The organism is Kitasatospora indigofera (assembly GCF_014655955.1).
GTDB classification, from domain to species: Bacteria; Actinomycetota; Actinomycetes; order Streptomycetales; family Streptomycetaceae; genus Kitasatospora; species Kitasatospora indigofera.
In genome coordinates this window covers 45,304-70,801 of sequence record NZ_BNBO01000020.1, presented here as the reverse complement: position 1 = coordinate 70,801, position 25,498 = coordinate 45,304, and the positions used below count along the sequence as shown (strand labels likewise).

At 76.5% G+C, this 25,498-nt stretch carries 16 protein-coding genes; 3 read left to right on the top strand and 13 right to left on the bottom strand.

The window, feature by feature from the left end; genetic code table 11:
- Positions 1–477: 477 nt before the first annotated feature.
- Positions 478–2,736, bottom strand: a complete 2,259-nt coding sequence (locus tag IE329_RS18750; protein WP_190212062.1) for a glycoside hydrolase family 97 catalytic domain-containing protein — start codon at positions 2,734–2,736, stop codon at positions 478–480.
- A 1,021-nt stretch (positions 2,737–3,757) separates the two neighbouring features.
- Between IE329_RS18750 and IE329_RS18745 the strand changes: the two genes are divergently transcribed.
- Positions 3,758–4,423, top strand: coding sequence for a GntR family transcriptional regulator (locus IE329_RS18745; protein ID WP_190212061.1), 666 nt, complete (start codon positions 3,758–3,760; stop codon positions 4,421–4,423).
- 103 nt (positions 4,424–4,526) lie between these two features.
- On the opposite strand, the gene IE329_RS18740 is transcribed toward IE329_RS18745, so the two are convergent.
- On the bottom strand, positions 4,527–5,279 hold the full coding sequence (locus IE329_RS18740) for an SDR family NAD(P)-dependent oxidoreductase (RefSeq protein WP_190212060.1): 753 nt from the start codon (positions 5,277–5,279) through the stop codon (positions 4,527–4,529).
- 238 nt (positions 5,280–5,517) lie between these two features.
- Here IE329_RS18740 and IE329_RS18735 point away from each other — a divergent pair, with 238 nt between their 5' ends.
- Positions 5,518–6,387: a helix-turn-helix transcriptional regulator gene (locus tag IE329_RS18735; RefSeq protein ID WP_190212059.1), complete on the top strand. Its 870-nt coding sequence runs from the start codon at positions 5,518–5,520 to the stop codon at positions 6,385–6,387.
- Positions 6,388–6,530: 143 nt separating this feature from the next.
- On the opposite strand, the gene IE329_RS18730 is transcribed toward IE329_RS18735, so the two are convergent.
- Both IE329_RS18730 and IE329_RS18725 read right to left on the bottom strand, forming a co-directional pair.
- Positions 6,531–8,228 (bottom strand): DUF885 domain-containing protein, encoded by a 1,698-nt coding sequence (locus IE329_RS18730; protein ID WP_190212058.1) that lies wholly within the window; start codon positions 8,226–8,228, stop codon positions 6,531–6,533.
- Positions 8,229–8,390: 162 nt separating this feature from the next.
- A complete protein-coding gene (locus IE329_RS18725) occupies positions 8,391–9,824 on the bottom strand; it encodes an amidohydrolase (RefSeq protein ID WP_190212057.1) in 1,434 nt (477 codons plus the stop codon).
- A gap of 194 nt (positions 9,825–10,018) precedes the next feature.
- On the opposite strand from IE329_RS18725, the gene IE329_RS18720 reads away from it, so the two are divergent.
- Positions 10,019–10,207 carry a thiazolylpeptide-type bacteriocin gene (locus IE329_RS18720; RefSeq protein ID WP_073926695.1) on the top strand — a complete coding sequence of 63 codons (189 nt, stop codon included), beginning with the start codon at positions 10,019–10,021 and terminating at the stop codon, positions 10,205–10,207.
- Positions 10,208–10,326: 119 nt separating this feature from the next.
- Here IE329_RS18720 and IE329_RS18715 read toward each other — a convergent pair whose 3' ends face one another.
- The 9 genes from IE329_RS18715 to IE329_RS41545 all read right to left on the bottom strand — a co-directional run bounded on the left by IE329_RS18715 (position 10,327) and on the right by IE329_RS41545 (position 25,497).
- Complete coding sequence (locus IE329_RS18715) at positions 10,327–12,276, bottom strand: TOMM precursor leader peptide-binding protein (RefSeq protein ID WP_190212056.1); 1,950 nt, start codon at positions 12,274–12,276, stop codon at positions 10,327–10,329.
- Positions 12,273–13,025, bottom strand: coding sequence for an ABC transporter permease (locus IE329_RS18710; protein WP_190212055.1), 753 nt, complete (start codon positions 13,023–13,025; stop codon positions 12,273–12,275). The genes IE329_RS18715 and IE329_RS18710 overlap by 4 nt, the downstream gene beginning before the upstream one ends.
- The gene (locus tag IE329_RS18705) at positions 13,022–13,963 is read right to left on the bottom strand and encodes an ABC transporter ATP-binding protein (protein WP_190212054.1); all 942 of its coding nucleotides are present in this window, start codon (positions 13,961–13,963) and stop codon (positions 13,022–13,024) included. Before IE329_RS18705 ends, IE329_RS18710 begins: the two co-directional genes overlap by 4 nt.
- 101 nt (positions 13,964–14,064) lie before the next feature.
- Complete coding sequence (locus tag IE329_RS18700) at positions 14,065–15,309, bottom strand: zinc metalloprotease (protein ID WP_190212053.1); 1,245 nt, start codon at positions 15,307–15,309, stop codon at positions 14,065–14,067.
- Positions 15,306–16,373: a lantibiotic dehydratase C-terminal domain-containing protein gene (locus IE329_RS18695; RefSeq protein WP_190212052.1), complete on the bottom strand. Its 1,068-nt coding sequence runs from the start codon at positions 16,371–16,373 to the stop codon at positions 15,306–15,308. Before IE329_RS18695 ends, IE329_RS18700 begins: the two co-directional genes overlap by 4 nt.
- Complete coding sequence (locus tag IE329_RS18690; RefSeq protein ID WP_308438387.1) at positions 16,366–19,215, bottom strand: lantibiotic dehydratase; 2,850 nt, start codon at positions 19,213–19,215, stop codon at positions 16,366–16,368. Before IE329_RS18690 ends, IE329_RS18695 begins: the two co-directional genes overlap by 8 nt.
- A 16-nt stretch (positions 19,216–19,231) precedes the next feature.
- Positions 19,232–20,890: a nitroreductase family protein gene (locus IE329_RS18685; RefSeq protein ID WP_190212050.1), complete on the bottom strand. Its 1,659-nt coding sequence runs from the start codon at positions 20,888–20,890 to the stop codon at positions 19,232–19,234.
- Positions 20,891–20,990: 100 nt separating this feature from the next.
- Entirely contained in the window at positions 20,991–23,012 is a 2,022-nt protein-coding gene (locus tag IE329_RS18680) for a TOMM precursor leader peptide-binding protein (RefSeq protein ID WP_229927569.1), read from the bottom strand.
- Positions 23,002–25,497: a TOMM precursor leader peptide-binding protein gene (locus tag IE329_RS41545; protein ID WP_268257294.1), complete on the bottom strand. Its 2,496-nt coding sequence runs from the start codon at positions 25,495–25,497 to the stop codon at positions 23,002–23,004. Before IE329_RS41545 ends, IE329_RS18680 begins: the two co-directional genes overlap by 11 nt.
- Between the last annotated feature and the right edge of the window lies 1 nt (position 25,498).

Genomic DNA, 25,498 nt, shown 5'->3' with positions numbered 1-25,498 from the left:
GTGTTCCGACGTCGTGGTCCCGTCCGGTCGTGGTCCCGTCCTGACGGGGCCCGGTCGGGGCCGCCACCACGGGGTGCGGTCCGGCCCGTGCCCCGGGTGCACCCTTCGATCTTCCGGCGGCGGGCCGGGTCGCGCACGGGCGGGCGGACCGGGTGGGGCCGGCCCGCCCGCCGCGGGAGGGCGTCCGAGCGGCTACTCGCCGGCCTCCTCGCCGCCGGCGGGCTCGGTCCCGGTCCCCTCGCCGGGAGCCGGCCCGTCGTCGTCCGGTCCACCGACGCGGAGCCCGCGGGCACCGGGTCGACGGGCGTCGCCACGCCCGCCGGGCAGGTCGACGGCAGGACGGACGAGGGGACGGCGGACGAGGGGACGGTGGGCGCGGGGGCGGGGCCGGCGGGCAACGGCCAGCCCCGCCGGGCGCGGTGGGGGACGATCCGGCCGGTGGTGGGCCGGGCCCGCCCCACCACCGGCCGGCCGGGCTCAGGACACGGTGAACAGCTGGCGCCCGGAGCCGTCGTACGGCCGCTGTTCGAACTGCCCGCCCTGCGTCGCGGAGGCGGTCAGGTAGAGGCCGCTGTAGCGGTTGGCGAAGCGGACGTTCCCGCTGCCGGCGTCCTCGGCGAGCCACTCGTCGTTGGTCTTCTCGCCGGGCGCGTACACGCACTGGACGATCTTGGCGCCGGCGTTCCGCGAGGCGCCGAGCACGACCACGTCCTCGCCGCTGGCCTGGTTGACGATGCGGAGGTAGCCGTCGCCGAGGGGCTTGAGCTCGAAGCTCCGGGTGCTGCTGCCGTCGCCCGGGGCCCGGACGACCGGCACGCCGCAGCCGGCCGCGCCGTCGACGGCGACCGCGTCGGTGCCGCCCGCGACCTTGACGGTGCGGTTGCCGGCGGGCAGGGCCGCGACCCGGGTGAGCTTGACGACGTGGCCGCCGTGCGAGACGGCCGGGACGCTCAGCGTGTCGCCGGCCCGGATCACGCGGCTGGTGCGGACGAGGCCGCCCGGGCCGTCGGTGGTGATCTCCGCGTGCCAGCTGCCGCTGCCGAGGAAGGCGGTCGGGTACGCGACGGTGCCGGCGCCGGCGCCGGTCATCGCGCCGACGAACCAGCGGTCGCCGTTGCGCCGGGCCATGACCGCGCCGCCGACCGGGTCGCCCTGGACGAACCGGGTCTCGTCCCAGACGGTGGGCAGCTGGCGCATCCAGCGCTGGGCCTCGGGGCGGGCCTGGTAGTCGGAGACCTTGCTGCCGGGCAGCATCAGGGCGCTCTCGTAGAGGACGCCGAGGGCGAGTTCGGCGCCGTCGCTGTCGGGGTTGGCGCGCTGGAAGCTCATCGGCGAGTAGTCGGCGGCGCCGAGCGCGCCGCGGGTGAACGGGACGGCGGTGACGTGGCCGATGGTCCGGCCGGTGCTGTACTCCTCGCCGCGCACGGCTTCCATGGTCAGGACGTTCGGCCAGGTGCGGAAGACACCGACCGGCAGGCGGGAGCCGTGCAGGTCCACCATCAGCTTGTGGCCGGCCGCGGCGGCGAGCGCCTCGTCGTACCACTGCTGGCGCGCCTGGGTCTCGGAGCCCATGAAGTCCATCTTCACGCCGGCGACGCCCCACTGGTTGAGCCTGGTGAACTCGGCGTCGCGCTCGGCCGCGGTGTCGAGGTCCTGCCAGTGGTACCAGAGCATGATCTTCACGCCGCGGGCCTGCGCGTAGGAGACCAGCTCGGGCATCCAGGTGACGCCCTTCCAGCCGTCGTCGACCAGCAGGTAGGGCCAGCCCTGCGAAGAGGCGTAGTCCGCCCAGGACTTGAGCTTGGTGAGGTCCGACTGGGTGGCCTTCCCGCCGTCGAACCACGGCCAGGCGGCGATGCCGGGCTTGATCCACGAGGTGTCGGCGATCCTGGACGGCGGCGCGACGTCGTCCTCCAGCGTCGACTCCACGACGGTCGCGGTGCTGCCGATCGCGGCGACCCGCCACGGGGTGGTGAACGCGGCGGTGCGGACCACCTGGGCGTCCGCGAGCTTCACCGTGAAGCGCCCGTCACCCTGGGCGTGGGTGAACCGCCCGCCGGAGTAGCCCCCGTCCACGCCGGACTCGGAGAGCAGGACGCGGGCGCCGTTGGAGAGCTGCCCGAACATGCTCATCCCGTACTCACCGCTCGCCACCGCGGACACCGCCGACGTGCTGTACACGCTCTCGTGTGCGGCGCCGAACACCTCGCGGCTGAGCTGCGCGTCGGCCGGGAGCTCGAACGAGGTGGCTTCGCGCAGCACGGTCGCCCCGGCCGGGAGCTCGTAGCGCAGCGCCACCCCGTCCGGGGAGGTGCGCACGTGCACGGTGATCCGCTCGGCGCCCTTGGCGAAGACCAGCCGGGTCTCCGTCGCGGTGCGGGTGCGGGTGCGGGCGTTGCCGGTGGTGGTCTCGTACGTCGCGTTCACCGTCTCGTCGGAGCGGCTGACGAAGTCCAGGCCGGTGCTGAAGTCGGTGGTGCTGGTGACCAGGCCGATCGGCGCGGGGTTCAGGACCTGCTTGCAGTCCCAGGCGGCGCCGAGGGTGGGGGTGCCGGCGGCGTCGAGCGCGACGGTGGCGCGCACGCCGTCGCAACCGCTCGGTGCGCCGGGCTGGACGGACGTCCAACTGCCCGGGGTCGCGGCCGAGGCCGGGCCGGTGGCGGTGGCGCCGAGGCCGGCCGTGAGGGCCAGCAGGGTGGCCGCGACCGTGAGGTCGCGGCCGGTGGTGTGCTGCATGGGGGTGTCCCTTCTTCCGTTCCCGGCAGGCGGTGGCGGCGGCCCGGGGTGGCGGGCGGGGGTGGGTGCCGTGGTGGCCGGCTGCGGGGTGGGCTATGCGACGGGCAGGAAGCGGCGGAGGTGCATCAGGGGGCGACCCGGAGGTGCGTGCCGATGCCGGGCCGCCGGACTCCTGGGGGCCGACGCCCGGTGTCCGGGGCGGCCGTGATCAGGCCGGCGCTCGTCCGCGTGATGGTGACCTCGCCGTACGGTCGCATTCCAACGAAGCCAAACGCGATGCGACATAGGAAACTTGTTAATCCCTCAGATGTCAACAGTCTCCACCTCTGGCACTCGTGTCTTATATCGCATACCTTTATCCGCGTTTGGCGGCCCGGCGGCCGGCCCGGCCGCGCTGCCCCGAGTGCCCGTGCTCCGGTGGCCCGGCAGTCGGCCGTCCCGTCCCGCCTCGTCCCGTCCCGCCTCGTCCCGTCCCGCCCCTCCGCTTCACCCCCGCCCACCCAGGAGGCCCAGCCATGCACCCCGAACCGAGCCGCGTCAGCCGAAGGTGCCTGCTGCGCGGTGCCGCCGCCGGCGGCGCCGCCCTGGCCTCCGCCCTGGCCTCCGCCCTGGCCTCCGCCCCACTGTCAGGCCCGGCCGCCGCGCGGGCGGCGGGCCTCGACCCGGGCAGCTGCGCCATCCGCTTCGACGGGGCCCTTCGGGCCGTCAAGGGCGCGGCGGTCGGAGCGGCGACCGCGGCAGGGCGCTCGTCGCGGACGCGCAGGCGCTGCGCCACGTCGACGCGTGGACCTACCACCGGGTCGGCACCTACGCCGACGAGGAGGTCACCGGTGACCACACCTCGGGCGCACTCGGCCGGCCGGTCTTCAGCAACGGGTTCGAGTGCCTCCACCCGACCGGCCCGCTCCGGTGCGATTCGATCGGAGGGCCGGACCGGGGCGGTACGTGGCCGGCCACCGCTCCGCCGCGTGGCGGGCGGCCCGCTCTTCGCCGTCCCGGGCATATCGCATACGATGAAGGGGTGACACAGGCGAACTGGGCGCGGCTGCCCGTGGTGAAGAGCAAGGCTGACCTCGTCTACGACAGCCTGCGCGCTGCCATTGCCGAAGGTGATCTCAAGCCGGGCGAGCGGATCAACATGGATGAGCTCGCCCGCAACCTCGGCGTGAGCAAGATCCCCATCCGGGAGGCCGTGAAGCGGCTGGAGGCGGACGGACTGGTGGTGTCCCGGGTCCACTCCGGGGTGACCGTCGCGCAGGTGGACGCGGCCGAGATGCGCGGGGTATTCCTGGCCCGCGAGGCGATCGAGGGGCTGGTCGCCGGCCTCGCGGCCGAGCGGATCACCGATGCCCGGCTGGCCGAGCTGGAGGCCGTCCAGCAGCAGATGCGCGGCCGCCTCGGGACGCGTTCGTTCCAGAAGCTGCCGGAACTCAACTCCGACTTCCACCGGGTCCTGGCCGAGGCGGCCGGCTACCGCGTCCTGGCCGAACTGACCGACCAACTGCTGCTGACCGTCCGCCGGCACCGGATCACGGTGCCGGCCGACCCCGAGAACTGGGCGCGGGTCATCGCCGAGCACGAGGAGATCATCGCCGCGCTCCGCCGCCGCGACCCCGAGGCGGCGGCCCGGGCGGCCAAGGCCCACATCAGCGCGCAGGCGGACCACGAGGTGGCCGACCAGGAGTGACCGGGCGCGGTGACCGGCGCCCGCACCGGTCACCGCGGCGTCCTTCGAGCCGTCGTGCCCCCTGCGCCGTCGTGCCCTCCGGGTGGTCCACGCCCCTGCCTTGCTAGCCGTCGCGCAGGATCCGCTCGGCCACCGGCGGGCAGAGCCGCACCAGCGGGAGCAGCACGCGGGCGGCACCGACCGGCACGACGGCCCGGCCGCCTCCGAGTCCGCGGACGACGGCCCGCGCCGCCGCCTCCGGCGAGATCTTGCGGGCCGGGCCCTCGCGTCCGGCCGTCATGGCCGTGTCGACCAGCGGGAGCACCACCTCCTGGACCCGGACGAGCGGGGTGTCCGCGCGCGCCTGGTGCCGCAGCGACTCCAGCAGGATGTGCAGGCCGGCCTTGCCGGCGCAGTAGACCGGCGCGCTTCGCTTGGGCGCGTAGGCCAGACCCGAGGTCACCCCGACGAACGCGGCCGGGCGGCCGGCGGCGGCGAGGTGCGGCCAGGCAGCGGGCGCCAGTTCGACCACCGAGGTCAGGTTGACCGCGATCTCCTGCCGGGCCAGGGCCAGCACCTCGGGGTCGGGCCCGCCGGTGAGGGTGACCAGGTGCTGGACTCCGGCGTTGGCCACCACCACGTCCAGGCCGCCGAGGCGCTCGGCGGCCCGGTGGACCACCCGGGCGGCCTCACCCGGCACCGCGAGGTCGGCGGTCAGATGGTGGATCCTCGCACCGGGGCCCGCGGCCGGTCCCTCCCGCCGGCCGCAGGTGACCACCTCGGCGCCCCCGCTGGCCAGGGCGGCGGCCAGCGCCCGGCCGACTCCGCTGGTCCCGCCGGTGACCAGAATGCGTTGTTCCCTCACGTTCATGTGCATGCGCCACACCCTGGCCCGCCCGGCGGGGCCGCACTTGTACGATCGCGCCATGGCGGTACCGGACGGTGGCGGGGCGGGCGGCGGCGGGCCGCGTGGCGGTGCGGGAGGCGGGCCGGGAGGCAGGGCGGCTGGTGGCCGGGCGCGGGCCGGCCGGGAGATGGCCCGCACGGTGCATCCCGCGCTGGCCGGGTCCGTCCTGTGGGGGCTGCGCACGCACCCCGTGCCGTCCGCTTCGCCCGTGCCGTCTGCTTCGCCCCGGCCGTCCGCGCCCGGGGAACCGTCCGCGCCCGGCCGGGCCGCCGCGGCGGCGGAGCGGCTGCTGGCCGCGGGCCGGCCGGTGCCCGAACGCCTGCACCGCGAGCTGCTCGCCGCCCTGCACCACCGCGGCCCGGCAGCCGTGGACGCCGCGGCCCGCCACCTGTTCGACCGGCCGTCCGACCCGCTGCTGCGCGAGCTGCTGACCGCCCCCGGGCTGCCCGAGCTGGTCGCGCGGGCGCGTCCGGCCGAAAGCTGGCTGTACATCGGCCACCGCACCCGGACGACGCTCGCCGGCGACAGTCTGACGATCCGTCATCTCCCCGACCTGGGGACCGTCCCCGAGCTGGTGGAGACGCTCTACGTCTGCCTGGTGTACCGGGCGGGCGTGGAGCTGGTGACCGGCCGCGCCTGTGCGCTCGTCCTGCTGGACGAGGACGGCGCCGTGCTGCCGCTGGAGGCCGGTTGGCGGCGTCCCTGCCCCCGCCTGGCCGGCGGACGGGTGGAGTGGGCCGGGCCGCCGCTCCCCGCGGAGCCGCCCGGCGGGCTGCCGGCGGCGGTCCGCCGGGAGGTGGCGCTGGATCCGGCCAGGGCCTGGCGACTGGCGGACATGGCGGCGGAGTTGGGCCTGGCACCGCGTTCGCTCCAGCGGGCCCTGGGCCGGGCCGGCCGAACCTTCCAGGGCGAACTGACGGCCGTCCGGCTGGACGTCGCGGCACGGCTGATCCGGCGGACCGGCCTGCCGCTGGCCGAGATCGCGGCGGCGGCGGGCTTCGCCGACCACCCGCACCTGAGCCGGCGGTTCCGTGCACGCTTTGGCCGCACGCCGCAGGAGTTCCGGGCGGAGCCGTGACGCCGGGGCCCTGAACCGTGGCGGCAGGGCCCGGAGAGGTGCCCGGGGTCGTGAGGTCAGGGCCCTCAGCCGTGACGCCACCGCCGGGGTCGTGACACCAGGGCCGGCGCGGCGGCCGCCGCGCCGGCCCTGCCCCGAGGCCGTTACAGCGCGGCCAGGTTGTCGGCCAGGTCGTCCAGCCCCAGCGAGCCCTGGGAGAGCGCCTTCATGTGCCAGGCCTTGAGGTCGAAGCCGGCGCCGAGCCGGGCCCGGGCCGCCTCCCGGCCGCGCAGCCAGGCGCGTTCACCGAGCTTGTAGCCGATCGCCTGGCCCGGCCAGCCGAGATAGCGGCTGATCTCGCTGGTCCGGGCCGGCTCCGGGTTGCCGTTGTAGGTGGCCATGAACTCCGTCGCGAGCTCCGGCGTCCAGGTCTCGCCGGGGTGGAACCCGGAGCCGGCCGGCACCGGCAGCCGCAGGTGCATGCCGATGTCGATGACGACCCGGATGGTGCGCAGCATCTGCTCGTCCAGGAAGCCCAGCCGGTGCGCGGGCTCGACGAAGAAGCCGAGGTCGTCCATCAGGCGCTCGGAGTACAGCGCCCAGCCCTCCAGGTTGGCGCTGACCTTGCCCAGGGTGACCTGGTAGGTGGAGAGCCGGTCGGCGACGTGGTTCCACTGGGCGAGCTGCAGGTGGTGGCCCGGGACGCCCTCGTGGTACCAGGTGCTGACCAGCTGCCAGGTCGGGAAGGTGTCGCGCCCGAGCGTCGGCAGGTAGGTGCGGCCCGGGCGGCTGAAGTCCAGGCTCGGCGCGGAGTAGTAGGCGGCGGCCGAGCTGCCGGCCGGCGCGATCCGGGACTCCACCTTGCGCACGGGGCCCTGGATGTCGAAGTGGGTGCCGTCCAGGGCGTCGATCGCGCCGTCCATGAGCTCCTGGAGCCAGACGCGGATGCCCTCCTCGCCCTTGATCGCGTGCCCGTGCTCCTCCAGGTGCCGCATCGTCGCCAGCGGGCCCGCGCCGGGCAGCACCCGCTCGGCCTCGGCCGCCATCTCGACCCGCAGCCGGTGGAACTCCTCCCACGCCCAGCCGTAGGCCTCCTCGACGTCGAGGTCGGCGCCGGTGCCGAAGCGGACGGCCCGCAGGTAGCGCTCGCGGCCGACGGCGTCCGGGGTGCCGTCGGCGGCGGGCAGGTAGGTGTCGCGCAGCCAGTCGCGGAACCCGGCGACGGCGGCGGTGGCCCGCAGCGCGGCGGCGTCCAGCTCGGGGCGCAGGCGCTCGGGGCCGCCGGCCGCGAAGCCGGCGAACCAGCCCGCCCCGCCGTCGGCCTCGCCGGTCCAGGCGGTCAGCTGCTCGGCCACCACGGCCGCCTGGCGGGGCGCCGAGAGCAGGCCGCGCGAGATGCCCTCGGCCAGCGTGCGGCGGTAACCGTCCAGCGCGCCGGGCAGGTTGCGCAGCCGGCCGGCCACGGTGGCCCAGTCCTGCTCGGTGGCGGTCGGCATCAGGGAGAAGATCTCGCGGACCTGGTGCACCGGCGCGGCGACGTTGCGCAGTTGGCGGAAGTTGTCGCCGGCGTCCTGGACGGCCAGGGCGGCGGTGAGGCGTTCGCGCAGCAGCCGGGCGCAGACCGCATCGGCCGGGTCCCACGGGGCGGGGTCGCCGGCGCGGGCCGCCTCGGCCGCGTCGAGTTCGGCGAGGGCGCGCCGGTTGAGCGCGTCGGCCGCCTGGTAGCCCTCCGGGGAGAGGTCCGGCTGCCGCTGGTCCTCGGGGTGCAGGCCGAGCCAGGCGGCGACCGTCGGGTCGAGGGCGGCCATGCGGGCGACGTGCTCGTCCGCGATCCGCCGGGGTGTGATCATCTCATCTGCCATCCGGTCATCCTGGCCTATCGTGATCGTCCGCGGGAGCGGTTTTGACCGTGCGCAGGCGAGAATCCCCGGCGCCGGCCCCCGGGCGGCCGGACCGGGGCTCCGGGCGGCGGCTCCGGGCGTGGCCGGCCCGCGCGGCCCTGCGCGCCCCCCGGGCCCGGCGGTTCAGCCGCCCGCCACCTGCTCCGGAGGCGGCAGCACCGCGCCAACGGCCGTGACCAGTGCGGCGATCCCGGTCCGCAGGGTCAGACCGGGATGCGGACGGAAGGCCGGGGAGTGGTTCGGCGGCAGCGCCGCCAGCTTCTCGGCGGCGGTCGCCCCGGGCGCCGCCGCCCACTGCCCGGGGCCGACCGTCCCCAGCATCCAGTAGGCCGTCTGGACGTCGGTCACCCCGTGCAGCCCGGCGCCCGCCGGGCCGAACAGGGGGAAGTCCTCGGTGGCCATGGACGGCGGCCAGTCGGCCACCCGCTGCGCACCGAACGCGGCCAGGTGGGCGGCGCGGACCGTGGCCGTCAGCCCCGGATCGGGGAGGTTCACCCCGGACTCGGCGAGCACCTCCACCGTCGGCGCGACCGGGCAGCGGGAGGCCTCCGCCTCCGCCCGGACGATCCGCCGCACGGCGGCCACCACCCGCTCCAGGGCGGCCGCCGAGAACGCCCGGACGGTCACGCCGAGGGTCGCGCTGTCCGGGACGAGGTTCGCCGGGCCGCCCGCGCGCAGCGACCCGACGGTCAGTACCACCTGCTCGGCGGGGCTGCACTCCTGCGACACCACGGCCTGCAGCCGCAGCACGATCGAGGCCGCCGCCAGCAGCGGGTCGACCGCGAGATGCGGCGCGGCGGCGTGCCCGCCGCGGCCGTGCACGACCACCTCCAGGGTGACGCCGCCCGCCGTCACCGGGCCGCCGCCGTGGGCGACCATCCCGCCCGGCAGCGGCACGGTGTGCTGGGCGAGCACCATCGACGGCGGCTCGAAGCGGCGGTAGAGGCCGTCCGCCAGCATGGCCCGGGCACCGCGCAGGGTCTCCTCGGCCGGCTGGCCGACCACCAGCAGTGTGCCGCGCCAGCCCGCCCGCGCACCGGCCAGCGTGTCGGCCGCCCCCATCAGGCAGGCCAGATGGGCGTCATGGCCGCAGGCGTGCATCACCGGGACGTCCTCACCCGCGGCCGTCCGGGCGCGTGCGGTGCTGGCGTAGGGCAGCCCGGTCCGCTCCTCGACCGGCAGCGCGTCCAGCTCGGCGCGCAGCATCAGCACCGGGCCCGGGCCGTTGCGCAGCACGCCGGCCACCCCGTGACCGCCGATCCCGGTCTCCACCCGGTAGCCGGCGGCGGCCAGCCGGGCCGCCAGCCGGGCGGCGGTGCGCTCCTCCTGCCCGGACAGCTCGGGGTCACGGTGCAGCGTGACGTAGAACTCGGCGGCCCGGGTGGTCGGACCGTCCGGCCGGCCGGAGCTGTCGGGGCTGTCGGGCCCGGCGACGCGGTTGGACCCGGCGACGCGGTCGGGGCCGGCGGTCCGGCCCGAACGGCCGGCACTCTGGGAGCTGTCGGAGCTGTCGGTGCCGGCCGTCCCGGGGGACCGGCCGGGGGACGGCGTGGTCATCGGCGGGCCTCCCGGCCGGGCGCGGGCAGGCCGCCGGCCTGCGGTGTCAGCGAGGTGACAGCGGTCGGTGGCCGGGTCTGCCAGTGGCCTCCCGTACAAAGGGCGTTGTGGCGGGGCGGGCCGTACCGGGGCCCGGCCTCCGTCCGGTCCGGTCGTCGTGCCCGGGCCGTCCCCGGCGTTCTGAAGGAGTTCTCATGGCGGCGAACACCACCCCCGACACCAACCTGGCCTCCCTCGCGCAGGAGATCCTGAACCTGGAGTCGGAGACCTTCGAGATCAGCGACTACTCGGACGCCAGCGAGGTCATGCTGGGCTCCTCCACCAGCTGCTCCTCCACCAGCACCTGCTCCAGCACCACCAGCACCACCAGCTGCACCGCCTGACCCGATCGGCCATGCCGTCGGCCCCGCCGGCCCCGTCGGCCCCCTCCGGGCCGAGGGGGCCGGCGGCGTTCCGCCCCAGAGGCGCAGGGCCGTCCGGGCCGGCCGGGTCCGGTCGCGGCTCACGGGAAGGGGTGCGGCACCAGCCGCAGGTCGCCGTCGGCCAGGTCCGTCGCGCGCAGCCCGCCGCGCCGCAGCGCGGTCCGCAACCGGGGCAGGCCCAGCGCGCGCTGGCGCGACCAGCCGAAGTCGATCGGCAGCAGACCCGGCACGACCGTGCAGACCGTCCGCAGCCCGAGCCGGTGCTGCTCCGGCGAGGTCTGGTCGACCACGATCACGTCGTGGCCGGCCCGGACCAGCTCGTCCCGGCAGAACAGCAGGTCGTCCAGCAGGTCCCCGGAGCGCGGCCGGACCTTCGCCCAGTCCTCGTACACCTCGTCCAGGGAGCGCACGGCGGTGGGCCGCAGGTAGCTCTCGGCGTGCCGGGCCATCCGGGGCAGGCCGAACAGCGCGGCATGGTCCGGCAGCCGGCGGACCAGGCCGAAGTCCTCGGCCATCGCCGCCAGTTCGGCCGGCCGCTCGCGGACCTGGCCGGGCAGGTGCGGCAGGTAGGTGAGGATCTCGGACAGGGCCGCCTCCACCGCCCCCAGCGGGTCGAACCCGGCGCCGGCCGCGAAGGCCAGCGTCCCCGGCCCGCCGTCCCGGCGCACCGCGAGGCCGGTCACCACCGGTACCGCGAGGTCCACCCGGTTGTCGAAGGCGTGCACCTCGTACCCCTGCAGGGCCGCCCGGTCGGTCATCGCCCGCAGCGCGCCCCCGCCGCAGGAGTCCAGGTCGATCTCGGTCAGCCGGGCACCGCCGTACCAGCCGAGCAGGAAGGCGTCCCGCTCGATCAGCTCCAGCAGCCCGAACAGCACCGCCTCCTCCAGGCAACTGCCGATCGCGCAGCCGTTGGAGCACTCGAAGACGAAGTTGTCGGCCGCCAGGCCGGCGCTGTAGTAGCAGAGCCGGGCCGGGACCAGCACCGGGCGCGCGTCCCGCAGCGAGTACCCGCGCACCCAGGGGATCGGGCGCTCCGGGTCGAAGGGGCTGACCATCGGGTCCTCCCGGTACGTCCGCGGTGCGTAGAGACCGCACTCGCGCGGGTCCAGGGCCGCGCCGGCCAGATTGCGGTACGAGTCGACCAGCATCTCGCCGGTGCGGCGCCGGTGCGTCCCGGCGTAGCGCTCCAGGCCCTCCAGGAAGGCCAGGTCGCGGCTGGCCCGGAACGAGTTGGCCTGCCCGCTCCAGGTCACGTCGGTCAGCCCGGCGTACCCGCGCATGAAGACGCTGCCGGCCACCGGCGCCGTGGTCGGCGAGGTGACGTCCGGCCAGGTGCCCGCGCCGAGCACCCCGCAGACCGGGTTCGCCAGTGCCTCGGCGGGCAGTGCGTACGAGCCGGGCGACCGTAGCCGGTAGCTGTCCGGGGCCGGCTTCGGCCGGGGCCGCAGCGGCAGCACCGGGCCCTCCTGCTTCTCCTCGGCGGCCCTCTCGGCAGCCCCGTCGCCGGCCCCCGCGCCGCTCGTGGCGCAGACCGGGCAGAGCGGTTCGGCCAGCAGCGGCACCGTCGTCACCCGCAGGGTCTCCAGGTCCAGCCGGCTCACCCGGGGGAGGCCCGTGGCCGGCCCGCCGGGGCCCGGCACCAGCAGGCAGAGCGACCAGACGGCGTCCGTCGTGAACCCCGTCAGCCGGGGCCAGCCGGGGTCCGCCGCGGTGCTGCCGAGCCCTGTCTCCAGCGCCTCCCGTTCGGTCCTGCTACGCAGCCGCTGCCACCGCATGGCCAGGCAACTGCCGCAGGCGGCGGGGGAGTCCGGGCCGCCGCCCCACGGGCCGACCAGCACGGCGGACGAGGTCAGGTGGACGCCGGCGGCCGCGCGCGGTACGGCCTGGGCGGCCGGCTCCGGCCCCAGGGCGTCCCGGTTGCCGAGCGCGGAGACGGCGGGGGCGGGCAGCCCGGCGGCCGCCGCCCGGACGGCCAGTTCGCGGGCCAGCCCGGCGCGGGCGGCCTCCAGGGGCAGGGCGTCAGTGCTCATGTCCGGTTGCTCCAACGGAAGGTCCGGGCGGCCAGCAGCGTGAACAGCCCGGCGAACACCGCCAGGGCGAGGCAGTCGGTGGCGGGCCCGAGCAGGCCGCCGCGCCCGGCCAGGGCGTCGGTCACCCCGTCGACGAACCAGCGCAGCGGCAGCACCCGGGAGAAGGCCTGCAGCCAGCCCGGCATCAGGTCGACGGGGTAGAACGCGCCGGAGAGGAAGGCCATCGGCACCATCACGCAGTTGGCGATCGCCGCCACCGCCTCCGGGGTGTTCGCCAGGCCGCCCACCACCAGGCCGACCGCCACGAAGGCGGTGACGCCGAGCAGCAGCACCGGCAGCGCGGCCGGCCAGGAGGCGGCCAGGTGCAGGCCGAACACCGGGAGCAGCGCCACCGCGGTGAACAGCACGGCCTGGACCAGCCCGGTGCCCAGTGCCACCGCGTAGCGGGAGGCCAGCACGGTGGGCAGCGGTGTCGGGGTCCGCCAGACCAGCCGCAGCAGGTCGTCCCGGCGCCAGTGCATCAGGGTGAACGCGACCCCGAACAGCGCCGCGTTGCCGATGCCCCAGGCGAGCACCCCCGGCGCGATGTAATTGATGTACGCCAGGCCGCCGTTGACCGTCTGGCCGCGGAACAGCAGTCCGAAGACGACGAGGAACAGCAGCGGGAAGGCGAAGGTGAAGAAGACCGAGGTGCGGTCCCGGACGTAGGCCAGGTAGGTGGCCCTGGTCATCGCGGCGTAGGCGCTCATCCGTGCTGCTCCGATCCGGTCAGCCGGAGGTAGGCGTCCTCCAGGGTCGCGGTCCGGGTCTGGACCGTCTCGATGCCGACCAGCTCGCCCACCGCCACCAGGACCCGGTTGGCGGCCCTGGTCTCGATCACCACCTCACCGCCCTCCACGGTGACCCGGTCCACCCCGTCGAGGCCCTCGGCCTGCGCGACCGAGAGCCGGTCCGCGGGGACGAGCAGCCGGGCCGGGGCGGCCAGCGACCTGACCAGGCTGCCGGGGCTGTCCAGCGCCAGCAGCGCGCCGCGCGCGACGATCGCCACCCGGTCGCACAACGCCTCGGCCTCGTCCAGGTGGTGGGTGGTGCAGACGATGGTGCGGCCCTCGCCGCGCAGCGAGCGCAGCACCTCCCAGAGCGAGCGCCGGGCCTGCGGGTCGAGCGCCGCGGTGGGCTCGTCCAGGAAGATCAGGTCGGGGCGGTGGATCAGCGCGGTGGCCAGCGCCAGGCGTTGGCGCTGGCCGCCCGACAGGTCGTCGACCCTGGTCCGGGCGCGGTCGGCCAGGTCGACCTGCTCCAGGGCCCGCCCGGCGGCCGCCCGGTCCAGGCCGTAGAGCGCGGCGACGGTGGCCAGGTGCTCGCCGGCGGTCAGCCGGGTGAAGAAGGCCGAGGACTGGGTCTGCACCCCGATCCGGCGCAGCAGTGCGGTGTCCCGCGGCCAGGGGCTGCCGCCGAGCACGCTGACCGTGCCCGCGTCCGGCCGGCGCATCCCCACCATGATCTCCACCAGGGTGCTCTTGCCCGCGCCGTTGGGGCCGAGGACGCCGAAGAACTCCCCCTGCCGCACCGTCAGCGAGACGTCGTCCAGGGCCCGGACCTCGCCGTAGGACTTGCTCACCCCGTCGAGCCGGACGGCGGGGGCGGGTGGGCCGGCCGCGTCCGGTGTGCTTCGCGCTGAACTCATGCTGGGCTCTCCATCGTTGTCCGGCAGGGTCGGTGACGCGGGCGTCGGCGGGGTCGGTGACGGGTGCGGCGGTGACGTGGTCGGCGCCCCGGGGCGGCCGGTCACGGCGCCCCGCCGCGCCGGGCACGGGCGGCCCTGGCGAGAATGCCCACCGCCCAGAGCGCCAACGCGCCGCCGGCCAGCAGGACGGGCGCCCAGCCCGCCGCGCCGGCCCAGCGGTCCGGCAGCAGCCGGCGGCAGAGCGGGCCGGTGGCGGCCAGTGCGAGCGCGGCCAGCCCGGCGCAGGCCAGCGCGTAGCCGCCGAGCACGAGCCGCAGCCGGACGGAGTACCCGGCGAGCGCCGCCGGTGCCTCGCGCCGGACGGCCACCCGGGCCAGCAGCTTCGCGAACGTCCGGCTGTCGGTGGCGAGCTGCACATGGCCGAGGGCGTACCCGAGGATCTTGTAGCCGTCCAGCGGCGGCAGCGGCAGCAGGTTGGCCAGCGCCATCACGACGCCGAACAGCAGCAGGCCGGCCAGGAACGGCCGGGCCTGGGCCCGCTCCGGGAGCAGCGCCCAGACCGGGTAGCACGGCAGCAGCAGGGCCAGGTTCATCAGCATCCCCGCGCCCGCCGTGGCGGCCTGCTGGCGCCGGCGCGGGAAGAACCGGACGTCCTCCATCTCGCAGTACAGGTACGTCATCAGCAGCCACCGGCGCAGCCCGATCTCGGTGGTCCGGCCCCCGAAGGCCCGCCCGGCCATGCCGTGCGCCAACTCGTGCAGGGCGAGGCTCACCCAGAGCACCGCCCCGGCGGCCGCCAGGGCCACCGGCTGGTGGGTGAGCCGGGCGGCCTCGTCGACGAGTTGCCCGAGCCGGGCGGCGACGGCCGCGAGCAGGGCCAGGACCAGTACGGACAGGGCGAGCAGGAAGCGCGGGCGGCGGACGAAGGCGGTGCCGCGGTGGATCCGGTCGAGCAGGGCCGGCGGGTCGGCGACCAGCCGGACGCTACCGGTGAGCAGCGTCGACCGGCGCGCGGGCCCGCGGGCGGGCGCGGGCGCGGGGGTGGCCGCCGGCGCCTGGCCGGCCAGCAGCCCGCGCCCGTGGAGCAGGCCCAGCATCTGCTGCCACTGCGCGCCGCCCAGACGGACCCGGAACCGCCGCGCGTACTCCTCGCCGATCTCGTCCAGCGACCGGGTGCCGTCCAGCCGGACGATGATGAAGTGCTCCTTCACCCCGACCTCCAGGCGCCGTTCACCCTCCGGGTCGCGGATCAGGTGGATGGTGCCGGTGCCGCGCCGCAGGGCGCCGCTGATCAGGACCCCCGGTTTGATCCGCGGTCTCAGCGTGAGCAGCTCCCGGTCGGTCACGGCGCCGCCGCCGGGTGCGGCTCGCGCAGTGCGCGGCCGAGGACGTAGCTGAGGTAGGCCTCGTCCCGGACGGTCACCGACAGCCGGTTGTTGGTCATGTGCAGGTAGGGCGAGAGCAGCATCGGGAGCGACCGGGCCGGATCGCCGACCGGCAGGTCCCGGGCGCCGTCCCAGGACCGGAAGACCAGGTCGCCGCGCCCGGTGAGGTCCAGCGCCCGTTCGCGCAGCTCCAGGCAGTGTTCGGCCCAGCTGCGCAGGACGCTCGGCAGCCGGTGCGGCGCGCCGTCCGCGACGGCCTCCCGGATCACCCGGTAGCGCTGCGGCAGGGCGGCGTCCATGGTGGCGTACGCCCGGTCGTAGCCGTCCTGCGCGGTGTAGTTGGTGCCGGCGAACGCGCCGTTCCAGAAGGCGTGGTAGCGGTCCAGGAAGGACAGCAGCGCCTCGTCCTCGCGCAGGAAGCAGGCGGACATGGTCATCATCAGCTGGGCGGACAGCCCGAGGACCACCGTGCGCAGGTGGACGTTCATCGTCCTGGCGGCCTCGACCACCAGGTCGCTGGAGCGCTCGAAGTGCCATTCGGCGAGCGCGATCCCGGCCGGCCCGCCGTACTTGCCGTACTCCGGTTCGTAACGCTCGGCGCTGAAGGTGTTGTTGGCCCGCAGCCGCATCCGGCCGTTCTCGTCGAGCAGCCGCCCGCGCTCCTCCTCCGGGTACTCCAGCTCGAACAGGGTGTTGTAGAGCTCGGCCAGGAACCCGCCCTTGACCTCGTACAACGCCGGCCGGCGGCGCAGGAACCCGGCGATCGCCCGCTCGGCACGCTCCCGCACCGCCTCGGCCGCGGCGGGGGAGGACGGCCGCAGCCGCAGGCGCAGGTGCGGGCCCTCCAGCCAGTAGTTGATGAAGAACCAGCCGGCCAGCAGGCCGTCGCGGGTGAGCTCCTCGGTCAGCGGGCGGACGCACTCCAGCAGCAGCGGGCGCGGGCTCGCGGCGTAGAAGACGTGGAAGGCCAGCCAGTCGCCGGGGGCGGGCGGGGGGCCGGTGTCCGGGTCGGTGGGGTCAGTCATGGCCCAGCGCTCCCTGCTGGTCGGGCGCGGCGGCCGCCGCCGCGCGGGGGACGGTCTCCACGGCCAGCTCGGCGACGTGCCGGCCGAGCGGGGAGCGGACGTGCAGGGCGTGCTCGCCGGGCAGCATCTCCTCCAGCACCACCCGGGCCGGGCCGGCCGTGAGCAGGGCGTCCAGCGCCGTCAGCGACAACGGGCTGTCGAAGTCGACGTACTGGGGCTTGGCGGCGCCCGGCCAGCCGGCGGGGCCCCCGGGCCCGGGCTCCGGGCGGACCCTGGCGAAGACCTGGGCGGGCAGGCCGTGCCGGCGCCGCCAACGCTGCCAGGCCAGGTAGCGGGCCGGCGCGCCCTCACCGGGCCGGGGCTCGGGCAGCGCCCCCGGGCCGGCGCTCCAGGACCGCCGGTGCAGCACGAGGCTGCCGTGCCGCAGGCGGGGGCGGTGGGTGACCCCGTCGTGGGCCGGCCCGGCCGGCACCCCGCGCCAGGCGTCCGGGGTGACCCGCGAGGTGGGGGAGAACAGCAGCAGGGTGCGGGGGATCTCGGGCAGCACCATCGGGACGAGGTAGCCCAGGTAGAGCGGCACCACCTCCCGTTCGAGGCGGCGCGAGCGCAGCACCAGCCGGTCCGCCGCCTGGTCGTGCTCGACGTAGAGGTCGTCGAGCTGGATCCGGGCGGCCGAGGGGGCGGTGCTGGTCTCGCCGGGGCAGACGATCTCGAAGTCCGTCAGCCGGGCGTGCAGGTTGAGGTTGGTGGTGGCGGCGCCGGCCGTGACCTCGGCGAAGACCGCGCCGGGCGGCCGCAGGCCGCGCAGCGTCTCGCGCAGCCCGGCGACCGGCCAGGAGCCGGATTCCCCGCTCGCCCCCTCCCCGCCCTGTCCGGCCGGGTCGAAGCAGTGGGTGAAGCGGGTGAACGGGAAGCAGAGGCCGCCGTACGAGTTGTTGAGCACCACCAGCGGGTCGTCCGGCCGCCGGGCCACTTGGAGGAAGTGGCTGTACGGTTCGAAACCACGGGCGAGCGGGGCCAGTTCGGCGGCCACCGCGGCCACCGTGGCCTCGTCGAGTGCCAGCTCCTCCGCCCCGGGAGGCAGGCTCGCCCACAACTCCGTCATGCGGGAGGCAAGTTCGCCGCGGGCCCGGTCGAGTGCGGTGATCTCGGGCATCCCGAGCCAGTTCTCCTCCGGCGGGTGGGCGCCTTCCGGGCCCGCGGCCGGGCGCTGCGAGGTGAACTGCAGGTACTGGTGGAAGATGTCCTCGTGGAAGTCGTGCACCAGTTTGAGCAGGTCCTCGCAGCGGCCGCCCCGGCCGTACCGCACCAGGAAGAAGCCCTTCAGGGTGAGGCGTTGGGCCAGGGCCACGTCGAACAGGGGCAGGATCCGGGTCAGCGACCCCAGCGGCCCGGCCGCCAGCCGCGCCCAGGGGGCGGCGTCCGTCTCGACCGGCGGGCCGGCCACGTCCTCGTACAGCAGGGTCTGCGGCAGCGAGGGCTCCGGTGCGCCCAGCGCGCGCTGCACGTCCAGCAGGTCGCGGCGCAGCGTGCCGAGCAGGGACCGGCGGCCGGCGACGTCGGCGGCCGGGTAGCGGGCCAGGCAGCCGGCCGGTCCGTCCAGGCGGCCGGCCAGCGCGTCGGCCCACGGGCGGTCCAGCGCGCGCAGCGCCCGCTGGAACGAGCGGAGCGGGTCACGACTGTGCACATCGGTCGCCAGCCAGGGGAGTTGGAGAATGCCGAGGTCCACCAGCGCGGCCAGGTACTGCTCGGCCTCGGCCGGGGCCGCGCCGGTTCCGGTGCCCAGCAGCGCGGCCAGCTCCCGGTGGCGGACCAGCGGCCTGGTCCGCAGCAGCTCCAGCACCTGCTCCAGGGCGCCGCTGAGCCGCAGGAAGAACAGCCGGTCCTGTGCGGCGTCGAAGCTGACGGCGGCGCTGTCGTCGCCGGCCGTCACCGAGCGGCGGACGTAGCGGACCCGGTCCTCGTCCAGCGCCCAGCCGGAGGCGAGGGTGAGCGGCAGGTCGCGGCGGCGCTCCGGGTCGGCGGCGACCAGCTCGGCGAGCCGGCTCAGGACCACCACGTTCAGCCGGACGTGGCCGGCCGGCTCGCCCTCCAGCAACAGCTCCGGGACCGGCGGGAGTTGACAGTCGGGCTCGGCCGGCAGGCCTTCCGGCGACGGCCGGAAGGTGCCGGGTGACACGGTGGTGAGGGTGCTGAACGGGCTGGTCTTGCAGGCCGTGCGGTAGAGGTAGGAGAGCAGCGAGCGCTCCATCTTCCGGGCCCGCTTGTCCGGGGTGGCGACCGGCGAGGCGATGAAGGCGTCCAGCTGCCCGTCCAGGGTGGGGGAGGCCAGCAGCAGGCCGAGGCGCAGCGTCGGGAGCCCGGCGAGCCGTCGCAACTCGGCCCGGCCCCGGTCGAGTTCGCCGGCCAGCACGGCGTCACCCCGGGCCCGCAGGCCGGTCAGCCGCCCGCGGGCGTCCAGCCAGTCGGAGAGCAACCGGTGGGCCGGGCCGGCCGCGCGGCCGGCCAGGGCCAGGACGTCGGCGACGTCCCGGGGCAGCCGGTTGTTGAACACCTCGCGGCGGACGGCGAGCACCCGGCGGCGCAGCCGCTCGTCGGGGGCGGACCGGACCAGCGCGGCCAGCGGTTCGCTGAGCCGGGCCCCGAGTTCGGCCAGCCGCTCCTCCGCGGTGAGCAGTTCGTCCGCCCAACGGCGGCTGTCCGGGCCGCGCAGGCCGTGCACGGCCTCGACCGGCAGTCCGGCCGCGCGCAGCACGAACCGGGGGTTCAGGACGCAGGCGCGGGTCTCCCCGGCCGGCGACGGCCCGTCCGGCCGGTCCGTCGCCGGGGCGTGCTCGTTCAAGCGTTCCTCCGCGGGTTCAGGCGATCGCATGGCTGAAGTCGGCCCGGTCCGGCCGCTCGTGGCCGATCATCATGATCAGCAGGGGGGTCTCGCCGGGGCCGTCGAGCCCGAGCTCCTCGGCGTACGAGACGCAGTCGAAGCCGAGCGCGACGCCGCAGGCCAGCTGGAGCGCGGCGCAGGCCGTGTAGACGGCCTGCGAGATCGCCCCGACGGTGGCGTTGACCAGGCGCAGCCCCCGGTCCCCGACGGCGTCCAGCACGGCCGCCGTGGGCGCGGCCGGGACGAGCACCGCGCCTGCCTGCTCCAGGTTGTAGTTGGAGAGGAAGTAGTTCTTCTGGAGGAAGGCGCCCGGCGGCCCGGGTTTCAGCAGGCGCAGCGAGCCGGCCGGGCCGTCGTAGGCGTACGTCCCGGCGGGCACCCCCTCGATCCGGTTGACGAAGACGTAGAGGCTGGTGAGCGGCGGCCCGCCGGGGGCCTGGGCGTCGCTGCCGAGGTCGCCGCCGGCCGCGGCGGCCGCCAGTGCCGCCGCCAGCTCCCCGGCGCTCACCGGGACGGTCGCGGTGAACCGGCCGAAGCTGCTGCGGCGGGCCCGCAGGGCCTCGCGCACGCCGAGCGCCAGCTGGTCCGGCGGCGGCAGGGGAAGGACCGTGCCGCCGGCCGGGACGGTCGGCGCGGCGGGGGCCGACGGGCGGTCCAGCGCCCGGGCCACGGCTCCGGCCGGCGGCCGGCCGGCCGCGCCCACGAGGGTCGCGGCGTGGATCCGCCGGACGGTCTCGAAGCCGAGCACGCGCCGGGACTTCTCCTGGTCCCTGAGCCGCACCCGGGCTCCGCCGCCGGCCGGGCCGGCCGGGCCGGGCGCGGGTACGGGCGTGGGTGCGGGCGTGGGTGCGGGCGTCGGGCGCTGCCAGCGGAGCGGGACCACCGCGAAGACGCCCTCCTCCTCGGGGGAGAGCCCGAGCAGGTTCCCGATCCGGGCTTCGTCGAACCAGAGCACGGGCCCGACGTCCAGGCCCCGGGCCCGGGCCCACAGGCGCCAGGTGCCGACCAGCGCGCCGATGTCCATGGTGACCACGTGGTAGGCGAAGCTGTTGTACTTGAAGGCGTTCTGCCAGAACTTCACGCCGAGCACCAGGAACTGGTCGGTCCCGCCGTCGCGGTCCGGTTCGCCGGTCCGGTGGCCGCCGAGCGCGGCGCGGACCTCCGCCGAGACGTCCCCGGCCAGCAGCCGCTGCATCGAGTGGTGCGGCGTGGCGTAGTGGTACACCCCGGGGGCGAGCGGGCCGCTCGGACCGGCGACCCAGTGGACCCCGATCGGGTAGAGGCCGCCGCCGGAGGCGGTGCCGCGGGACCAGTTGGCGTGGGTGTACAGCGGCAGGGTGCCGAGGTCCGAGTTCGCGTGGACGGCGAGCCGGCGGCCGGTCAGGCCGTAGGAGTCCTGCAGCATCCCGCCGAGCAGGGCCAGCGTGAACCCGCCGTCCCCGGGCGGTCCGAACAGCCCGGCCTGCACGGTCGCGTCGGCGGGTGCGTCGCTGTCGGGCAGCGGGAAGTGCTCGGCCCGGGGGTAGAACTTGCCCTTCCTGGGGCGGTCGGCCCAGTCGGGCACGAAGTCGGCCGGTTCCATGGGGACTCGGCCCCGGTGCATCACCGCGTTCGCGTACGCGTGGGCGTAGCCCATGTGGGTCCTCTCAGGAGGTCGGTCCGGAAGCGGTCGGGGACGGAGGCGGTCGGGGACGGAGGAGTTGGGAGCGCGGGCCCGGGGGCGCGAACCGGCCGGGTCATGGGAACGGGTGCGGTGCCGGGTTGACCTCGTCCGCGCGCAAGTCCCTCGGGAGCAGCCCGGCCTCGCGCGGGGCGGTGCGCAACCGGGGCATGGTCAGGGCGCGTTGGCGGCTGCGGCCGAAGTCGATCGGCAGCAGTCCTGGCACCAGCACGCTCGCGGTGTGCAGGCCGAGGTCCCGCTGCTCGGGCATGGTCTGGTCGACCACGATCACGTCGAACCCGGCGCCGGTGACCGCGTCGACGCAGGCCAGCAGGTCGTCCCGGAGGTCGCCGGAGGGCTCGATCACCGCCGCTCCGGTGGGCCCCGGCCGCCGCAGGCTGTCGAGTCCGGCGGGTCCTCGGCCCCCGCCGGCCGCGCGCGGGGCCAGCAGGAAGTCGGCGTACCGGGCCATCTCGGGCAGTCCGTAGACCAGCGGGTGGTCGTGCAGCACCTGGATCCGGTCGAAGTCCTCGGCCATCGCCCGCAGCCGCCGCTCCTCGCGGGCGGTGCGGCGGCGCAGGTTGACGGCGTCGGTGGCGATCTCGCAGAGGCCGGCCCAGATCGCCGCCTCGGGGTCGAGGCTCGCGCCCGCACCGAAGCAGAGCCGGCCGAGGCCGCCGTCGATCCGCTCGGCGACCGCCGTCACCACCGGGACGGGGAAGGTCGTCCGGGTGTCGAAGAACCGGGCCCGGTAGCCGTACATCGCCAGGCGGTCGACCATGGCGGCGATGCCGGGCCGGGCGGCGTCGCGGACGTCCAGTTCGGGCAGCTCCAGCCGGCCGTACCAGGCGAGCAGGAAGGCGTCCCGCTCGACGGCCTCCATCAGGCCGAAGTAGACCGCCTCCTCCAGGCAGCCGCCGGAGGCGCAGCCGTTGGAGCTCTCCTGGACGAACCGGTTCTCCAGCCCGCCGGGTGCGTGGTAGTAGGTGAGGATCTCCGGCACCAGCAGCGGGCGCCGGTCACGCAGCGACCACCCCCAGACCCAGGGGACCGGGCGGTCCGGCGCGAACGGCCGCACGCCGGGCTCGGCGCGGTGGAACTCCGCCGAGTAGAGGCCGCAGTCGCGGGGGTCGAGGGCCTGGCCGCCGAGGTCGTCGAAGGCGGCGAGCACGGTGGTGCGCCGGCCGCGGGCGCGCATCCCGGCGAACCGCTCCAGGCCCTCCAGCAGCCCGACCCGGGTGCTCGCCCGGTAGCTGCCGGTGTGGCCGCCCCAGAAGCATTCGCGCAGGTAGTCGCCGGAGCGCATGGTGAAGCAGCCGACCGTGGCCGAGGTGGACGCGGAGACCAGGTCCGGTACGACCGAGGGCCCGAGCATTCCGGCCACCGGGTTGACGAAGGCCTCCAGCGGCAGGTCGTAGGCGTCCGCCCCGCGCAGCCGGAACACCTCGGGGGCGGGCTTGGGCCGGCTGCGCAGCTCGATCCGGGCGGCGTCCGCACTGTCGTCGGTCGGCTGCCCGCAGCCCGGGCACTCGGCGTCGGGCACCAGCGGGAAGGCGCTGACGCGCAGGGTCTCCAGGTCCAGCAGGTCGACCAGCGGGAACCGCGCCGCCGGGCCGTCGGCCGTCGCCGCCCGCTCCCGCCTGGCGGTGATCAGCGCGGCGACGGCGTCGGCGACGAACGGCACCGCCCACGGCGGCCGCCCCGCCGCCCGGGTGCCGCCGCCGAGTTCCAGCGCCTCACGCAGCGGGCCGGAGCGGACGGCCTGCCAGCGCCGGGCCAGGCAGCGCGCGCAGGGCGCCGGCGGCCGGTCCCCGGCGGCGGTCCCCCCGGCAGCGGGTGCGGGATACGGCCCGATGATCGCGTGGTGGCCGTACAGGTGGACCGGCGTGGCCGGTTCGTCCTGGCCGGCCGCCACCGCCAGTTCGTCCCGGACGCCCAGCACCGACACCCGGGGCGCCGGGCCGGGCAGCCGGCCGGCCAGCGCCTCGGCGAGCCGGGCCGCCAGCGCCTCGCAGACCTCGGCCCACGGGCCGGTCCACCCCGCCCGGGCGGCCCGCCCGGGCGGGCCGGCGGGGCGGGCGAGCACCTCACCGAGCACCGGTCGGCCCGTCCGTGAGCAGCACCCGGGCGACGGCGATCCGGCCGGCCCGCAGGTCGGCGGCGTCGACCGGGGCCACCAGCGCGTCCCGGCCGAGGGCCCGCAGCCGGGCCGCCACCTCGGGCAGCGTCCGGGCGGCGGCCGGGCCGGTCGGTGCCCCCGTGCCCACCGGCAGGGTGGCGGTGGCCAGTTCGCGCAGCAGCGGGTCTCCGGTGTCGGGGTGTCCGGCGGCCGGCGCAGGGCCCGCGGTGTCGCGACCGAGCTGCACCCGGCCGAGCAGGTCGCGGGCCGCCTCCAGGGCCGCGCCGCGCAGCCGCAGCCCGCTGCCGACGGCCCAGTCGTCCCGCCCGCTGCCCGGGTCGGTGGCCCGGGCCAGCACCACCGGCACCAACTGGTCAGGGCCGGAGCCGAGTTCCAGCAGTTCGAGCTCCAGGCCGAGGTTCTTCGCGGAGCGGGCCAGGAAGACCAGTTCGGGGTCGTCCGGGAACAGGCCCGGGTCGACCCGGGCGGCCGGGGCGCCGCGCAGGGTCCGGCGCAGCGCGTCATGGGCCAGCGCGGAGAGCAGCGCGCGCGCCGTTGCCGCGGCGGGTGTTCCGGCCGCACCCGTCCCGGCGGAGGTCGACTCGAAGGCCCGGTCCCGGTTGTAGGGGCCGAAGGTGCGCAGGGCGCCGGCGGGCACCAGCACCGGGCCGCCGGTGAGCAGCGAGGTGGCCGCGGCCCAGAGCGGGACGTCGGCGGGGCCGGCCCCGGTGCCCGTGCCCAGCGCCCCGGGACCCACCAGCGGCCGGTGCGCCGCGCCGGCCAGGGCCTCGGCGGGCTCCACCAGCCCGGTCGGTGGCACCACGTGCTCGGCGTAGACCTCCGCCGCCCGGTGGAGCGCGCGGAGCCGGGCACCCGCGACGTGGTGCACGTCGAAGGCGGAGATCTCGCGGGACGCGCCGTGGCCGACGGAGAGCGCCACCGTGCCGATCTTCAGCGGGGTCTGGTTCCACCCGTCGTCGGCGTAGGCGGTGAAGACGCCGGCGTTCGGCCGGACCAGTACGGCCCGCTCGTCGAGTTCGGCCAGCGCGGCCTGGGCGGCGGCCTCCTCGGCGGCTCCGTCGGCGGGCGGCCGGTCGTCCTGGGCGGCGTCCCGGGCCGCCTCCTGAACGCTGCCCAGGTGGGTGAAGCCGTCCCGGTCGGAGCCCCCGTCGTCGGCCGGGCCGGTCAGGCCCAGGCCGTCGGCGAGACCGTCCCGGCTCGCGGCGCCCGCACCGCCGACGCCCTGGGCACCCACGCCCGCACCGCCGACGCCCTGGGCGTCCACGTGCTCACCGCTGATTCCCCGGGCGTCCAGGTGCTCACCGCCGACGCCCCGGGCGCCGGTGTCACGGGCCGTGTCCGCCAGCCCGGCGCAGCGACGGCAGCGCGGGTGCGGGAGCAGCGGCTCGGCCACCACGTCCAGGGAGTCCAGGTCCTGGATGATCAGCCGGCCGTCGGTCTCGGCCGGCAGGGCGCCCGTGGTCAGCCGGAACACCTCGTAGCCGAGCAGGTTGCCGAGCATCGCGGCGAGCGGCCGCCCGATCCGCGGGCCGCCGGGGTCGCGCGGCGCGAGCGGGCCGAGCGCGCTCCACAGGTCGGCGGCGGCGCCCGGGTCGGTGTTCGCGCCCAGCCGCAGGGCCGCGCAGGCCCAGCAGCCGGGGGTGTCCGCCGTCATCAGCGGTCCGACCACGGCCCGCCCGCCGACGGTCCAGGCGCCGAGCAGCCGGATCCCGGCCGGGATCCCGTCGTCCAGGAGCCCGGCCAGCTGCCGGACGCCGGCCGGCCCGCCGGTGACCAGCACCAGGTCGAAGCCCGCCAGGTCGGCCCAGCCCAGGTCCGGGCCCGGCCGGCCGGCGCCCGCCGGCTCCCGGGGGCCGCCCAGCAGGGTGACCGAGACCGGGCAGCCCTCGGCCACCAGCGCGGCGACCTCCGCACGGACCTCCTCGAACCCGTTGCCCGGCCGGTCGACGCCCGCCGCCACGCCGACCGTGGCGCAGCCGTTGCGGACCAGGCTCAGCACGCACCAGCGCGCGACGAGGTCGTCGCCCAGGACCGCCACCCGGCTCTCCCGGAACCGCTGGAACCGGCTCCCGGCCTCGTCCGCGTAGTGGTCGACGTAGTCGATCTGGGCGGCGAACCGGGCGGCCACCCCGGGTTCCGGGGCCCGGGCGCCGGCCGGTTCGGCCGGGCCGGCGTCCCGCGCGAACCCGCGCTTGTAGAGGGCCCGGACCAGCTCCACGACCATGCTCCGCCGGGTGCCGTCCAGCCCCTGGCAGATCTCGGCGACGCTGTTGCGGCCGTTCAGGTGGGGCACGATCAGCGAGGCGAAGCGGTACGCCTCCTTGGTTGTCAGGCTGAAGCCCCCGTGGGCGTTGTGGAACAGCACGCCCTCCGGCGTCCGGGTGAACAGCACGTCACGGCGGACCCGGGGGCGGGTGTCGGCGATCTCCTCGTACGCGGCCATG

Coding starts and splice junctions, on each gene's coding strand:
- IE329_RS18750 (WP_190212062.1), bottom strand. CDS start 2,736: ATGCAGCACACCACCGGCCGCGACCTCACGGTCGCGGCCACCCTGCTG.
- IE329_RS18740 (WP_190212060.1), bottom strand. CDS start 5,279: ATGCACATGAACGTGAGGGAACAACGCATTCTGGTCACCGGCGGGACC.
- IE329_RS18730 (WP_190212058.1), bottom strand. CDS start 8,228: ATGGCAGATGAGATGATCACACCCCGGCGGATCGCGGACGAGCACGTC.
- IE329_RS18725 (WP_190212057.1), bottom strand. CDS start 9,824: ATGACCACGCCGTCCCCCGGCCGGTCCCCCGGGACGGCCGGCACCGAC.
- IE329_RS18720 (WP_073926695.1), top strand. CDS start 10,019: ATGGCGGCGAACACCACCCCCGACACCAACCTGGCCTCCCTCGCGCAG.
- IE329_RS18715 (WP_190212056.1), bottom strand. CDS start 12,276: ATGAGCACTGACGCCCTGCCCCTGGAGGCCGCCCGCGCCGGGCTGGCC.
- IE329_RS18710 (WP_190212055.1), bottom strand. CDS start 13,025: ATGAGCGCCTACGCCGCGATGACCAGGGCCACCTACCTGGCCTACGTC.
- IE329_RS18705 (WP_190212054.1), bottom strand. CDS start 13,963: ATGAGTTCAGCGCGAAGCACACCGGACGCGGCCGGCCCACCCGCCCCC.
- IE329_RS18695 (WP_190212052.1), bottom strand. CDS start 16,373: ATGACTGACCCCACCGACCCGGACACCGGCCCCCCGCCCGCCCCCGGC.
- IE329_RS18685 (WP_190212050.1), bottom strand. CDS start 20,890: ATGGGCTACGCCCACGCGTACGCGAACGCGGTGATGCACCGGGGCCGA.
- IE329_RS41545 (WP_268257294.1), bottom strand. CDS start 25,497: ATGGCCGCGTACGAGGAGATCGCCGACACCCGCCCCCGGGTCCGCCGT.